At 72.2% G+C, this 3,592-nt stretch carries 4 protein-coding genes; 2 read left to right on the top strand and 2 right to left on the bottom strand.

What is annotated here, in order from left to right; genetic code table 11:
• Positions 1–630 (top strand): uroporphyrinogen-III C-methyltransferase (gene cobA, locus G6018_RS10160; protein WP_182617665.1); only part of this gene is annotated, 630 nt, incomplete at its 5' end.
• Between the two features lie 91 nt (positions 631–721).
• On the opposite strand, the gene G6018_RS10155 is transcribed toward cobA, so the two are convergent.
• Entirely contained in the window at positions 722–1,471 is a 750-nt protein-coding gene (locus tag G6018_RS10155; protein ID WP_182610225.1) for a peroxide stress protein YaaA, read from the bottom strand.
• A gap of 58 nt (positions 1,472–1,529) precedes the next feature.
• On the opposite strand from G6018_RS10155, the gene G6018_RS10150 reads away from it, so the two are divergent.
• Complete coding sequence (locus G6018_RS10150) at positions 1,530–3,281, top strand: proline--tRNA ligase (RefSeq protein ID WP_182617661.1); 1,752 nt, start codon at positions 1,530–1,532, stop codon at positions 3,279–3,281.
• 4 nt (positions 3,282–3,285) lie between these two features.
• Here G6018_RS10150 and G6018_RS10145 read toward each other — a convergent pair.
• A partial coding sequence (locus G6018_RS10145; protein WP_182639533.1) for a DUF4439 domain-containing protein occupies positions 3,286–3,592 on the bottom strand: 307 nt, incomplete at its 5' end.

Here is a 3,592-nt window from a genome sequence, read left to right as displayed (position 1 = left end):
GCCCCGCAGCGGCCGCTGGGGGAGCTGCGTTCGGACGTCGAGATCGTCGACGCGGCCAAGATCCCGTACGGGCGCTCGATGGCCCAGGACGCCATCAACCGGGTCCTCGTGGACCGCGCGAGGGAGGGCAAGTTCGTCGTCCGGCTCAAGGGCGGCGACCCGTTCCTCTACGGGCGGGGATACGAGGAGGCCCACGCCTGCGCCGAGGCCGGGATCCCCTGCACCGTCGTCCCCGGGGTGTCCAGCGCGCTCAGCGTTCCCGCGCTCGCGGGGATCCCCGTGAGCAACCGCGGCATGACCCACGAGGTCACCATCGTCTCGGGTCACCTCCCGCCGGGGCACCCGGGCTCCCTGGTCGACTGGGAGGCCCTGGCCCGGATGCGGGGGACGCTGGTTGTGCTGATGGGCGTCAAGAACTCCCCGGCCATCGCCGACTCGCTCATGGCCGGTGGCCGATCGCCGGATACCCCCGCCGCGATCATCGTGGACGGCAGCCTCGACGGTCAGGTCACCCACCGGTGCACGGTCGGCACCATGGCCACCACGCTCACCGACCGCGGGGTCCGGCCGCCGGCGATAGTGGTTGTCGGCGAGGTCGCCGGACTCCCGCAGGTGCTGACCCGGGCCTGAATCCCGCCCTCGGGGGCCCGGGTCCTCTACTCGGGGCCCCGGGTCCTGTCCTCGGGGGCCCGGGTCCTGACCACAGGGGCCCGCGTCCCCCTCAGGGTCCGGTCACCATCGTCAGGGTGGAGGGCGAGTTGTGTTCGAGGGTGTGCCCCGCCCGGCGGGCCACCCGCAGGAGCGCCTGTACGTCCGCCATCTCCGCCCGTGAGGTCGCCAGCGTCCTGGCGAGCAGCCCCTTGTGGTGCTTGGAGAAGTGGGACACCACCTTGCGGGTGCCGTCCGGGTACTCCGTGACGACGTCGACGGTGACGGCCCCCGGGACCGGCCCCAACTGGTGGTAGCCGCCCGAGCGGAGGTCGACCACGAGGTCGTCGGCCCAGCCCGAGGTGGCGTCGGTGAGCGAGGGCTTCCACACCGCGCGGAGCGTTCCGAGTCCGGGCAGTCGCGTCCCCGCGGAGAGTCGGTAGTGGGGGATGGGGTCGTCGGCGGCGATCAGTCCGAAGAGCGCCGACCCGATCCACAGCCGCGATTCGGCGCGCGCCCGGGTGGCCCGGGTGAAGGAGGCCTGGTCCAACGCGTCGTAGAGCACTCCGGTGTACCGGCTCAGTGCCGGGGCGGTGGGGGAGGTCCACAGGCGTGCGTCGTGCGTCACCTCGTCGGCGAGCGCGTCGCTCAGGCCCAGCGCGCGTCGCGCACCCTCCGGGTCGTCGACACACATCGAGACCAGCGCCCCGGCCACCGTCTCCCGGGTGTCGGAGAGCGCGGGAAGGGACAGCGCGGCCAGATCGAGGGGGCCACCCGACCCGCCGACGGACTTGGTCTCGGAGGGCGAGAGGAGGATGCGCACCCGGCTGAGGCTACCGTCGCTCCGGTGGCGGGTCCCCGGGCGGCTACGCTTGACCACCGTGATCACGCGTCTGTCCCACCTCTTCCTGCGTACGCTCCGCGACGACCCGGCCGATGCCGAGGTCCTGAGCCACAAACTGCTGGTCCGTGCCGGCTACGTCCGGCGCGTCGCGCCCGGCGTGTACTCGTGGCTGCCGCTCGGCCTGCGCACCCTCCGGCGGATCGAGCAGGTGGTGCGAGAGGAGATGAACGCCTCCGGCGCCCAGGAGATCAGCCTGCCCGCGCTCCTGCCCCGCGAGCCCTACGAGACGACGGGCCGGTGGACCGAGTACGGATCTGCGTTGTTCCGTCTCAAGGACCGCAAGGGCAACGACATGCTCCTCGGCCCCACCCACGAGGAGCTGTTCACACTCACGGTGCAGGGCGAGTACTCCTCGTACAAGGACCTGCCCGTCACCCTGTACCAGATCCAGTCCAAGTACCGGGACGAGGAGCGGCCCCGTGCCGGGATCCTCCGGGGCCGCGAGTTCACCATGAAGGACTCCTACTCCTTCGACCTCGACGACGCCGGTCTCGCACGCTCGTACCAGGTGCACCGGGAGACCTACCAGCGCATCTTCGACCGCCTGGGCATCGAGTACGTGATCTGCGCCGCCACCTCGGGAGCGATGGGCGGATCTGCGTCCGAGGAGTTCCTCGCGATCTCCGCGGCGGGGGAGGACACCTTCGTCCGGTCGACGGACGGGGAGTACGCGGCCAACGTCGAGGCCGTGGTGACCCCGGTACCGCCCGCCCGTCCGCTCGAGGGACTCCCCGAGCCCGTGGTCCACGACACCCCCGGGACGCCGACGATCGAGACCCTGGTCGAGTGGGCCAACGGAGCGGGCCTCGGGCGACGGGTCACGGCGGCGGACACTCTCAAGAACGTGTTGTTCAAGGTCCGTGAGCCCGGGAAGGACTGGGAGCTGCTGGGCGTGGGGCTGCCCGGGGACCGCGAGGTCGACATGAAGCGCGTCGAGGCGGCGCTCGAGCCCGCCGAGGTGGCCGTGCTGGGCGAGGACGACTTCACGGCCAACCCGTTCCTCGTCAAGGGGTACATCGGTCCCGGGGCCCTGCTCGCGGGCGGGGTCCGGTACCTGGTGGACCCGAGGGTGGTCGACGGGACCGCCTGGATCACCGGGGCCGACGAGCCGGGCAGACACGTCGTGGGCCTGGTCTGTGGCCGCGACTTCACCCCCGACGGCACGATCGAGGCCGCCGAGGTCAGGGAGGGCGACGAGGCCCCCGACGGCCACGGCACACTCACCCTCGCGCGAGGGATCGAGATCGGTCACATCTTCCAGCTCGGCCGGAAGTACACCGACGCCTTCGGATTCGACGTCCTCGGCGAGAACGGCAAGCCCGCCCGGGTGACGATGGGGTCCTACGGCATCGGGGTGTCCCGGCTCGTCGCGGTGCTGGCCGAGCAGTACGCCGACGAGAAGGGCCTGGTGTGGCCGGCGGCCGCGGCTCCGGCCGACGTCCACGTGGTGATAGCCAACAAGGACGAGGCGGCGACCAGCGGAGCCGCGACGCTCGTCGAGGCTCTCGACCGGGCCCGCCTCGAGGTGCTCTTCGACGATCGCAAGGCCTCGCCGGGGGTGAAGTTCAAGGACGCCGAGTTAATCGGCGTCCCGTGGGTCGTCGTCGTGGGTCGGGGATGGTCGGAGGGGACGGTGGAGCTGCGCGAGCGCGCCACCGGGGAGATCACCCAGGTGCCGGTGGACGGAGCCGCGGACGAGATCCTCCGGCTCATCGGGGCCGGGCGCTAGTCCGTCAGGACGGGGGAGGGAACCCGGGCAGCGCCTCGAACGGCGCACCCGGCACCAGCGTCCGCCAGCGCTCCAGTTGGATCGAGGCGGCCGTGAGGGCGTCGAGGCAGAACCTCCGGATCTCCGTCGACCGCGCCGCCGCGATCTCCGTCCGCCACGCCACGCAGCAGTCCGACTCCAGCCGGATGGCCAGGAGCACGGGCGAGGTCGGGGTGTCGGGGGCCGTCAGATAGCCGACAGGCGCGGGAGGGGAGCCGGGCCACAGGGCCTCCGCGGCGTCCCTGCGGGCGCGGTGGGCGGCGAGCTCCCGC

The organism is Dietzia sp. DQ11-44, from assembly GCF_014145205.1.
Taxonomy (GTDB): Bacteria; Actinomycetota; Actinomycetes; order Mycobacteriales; family Mycobacteriaceae; genus Dietzia; species Dietzia natronolimnaea.
Note: the sequence above shows the minus strand (reverse complement) of the source record. Positions and strands in the feature narration are given on the sequence as shown.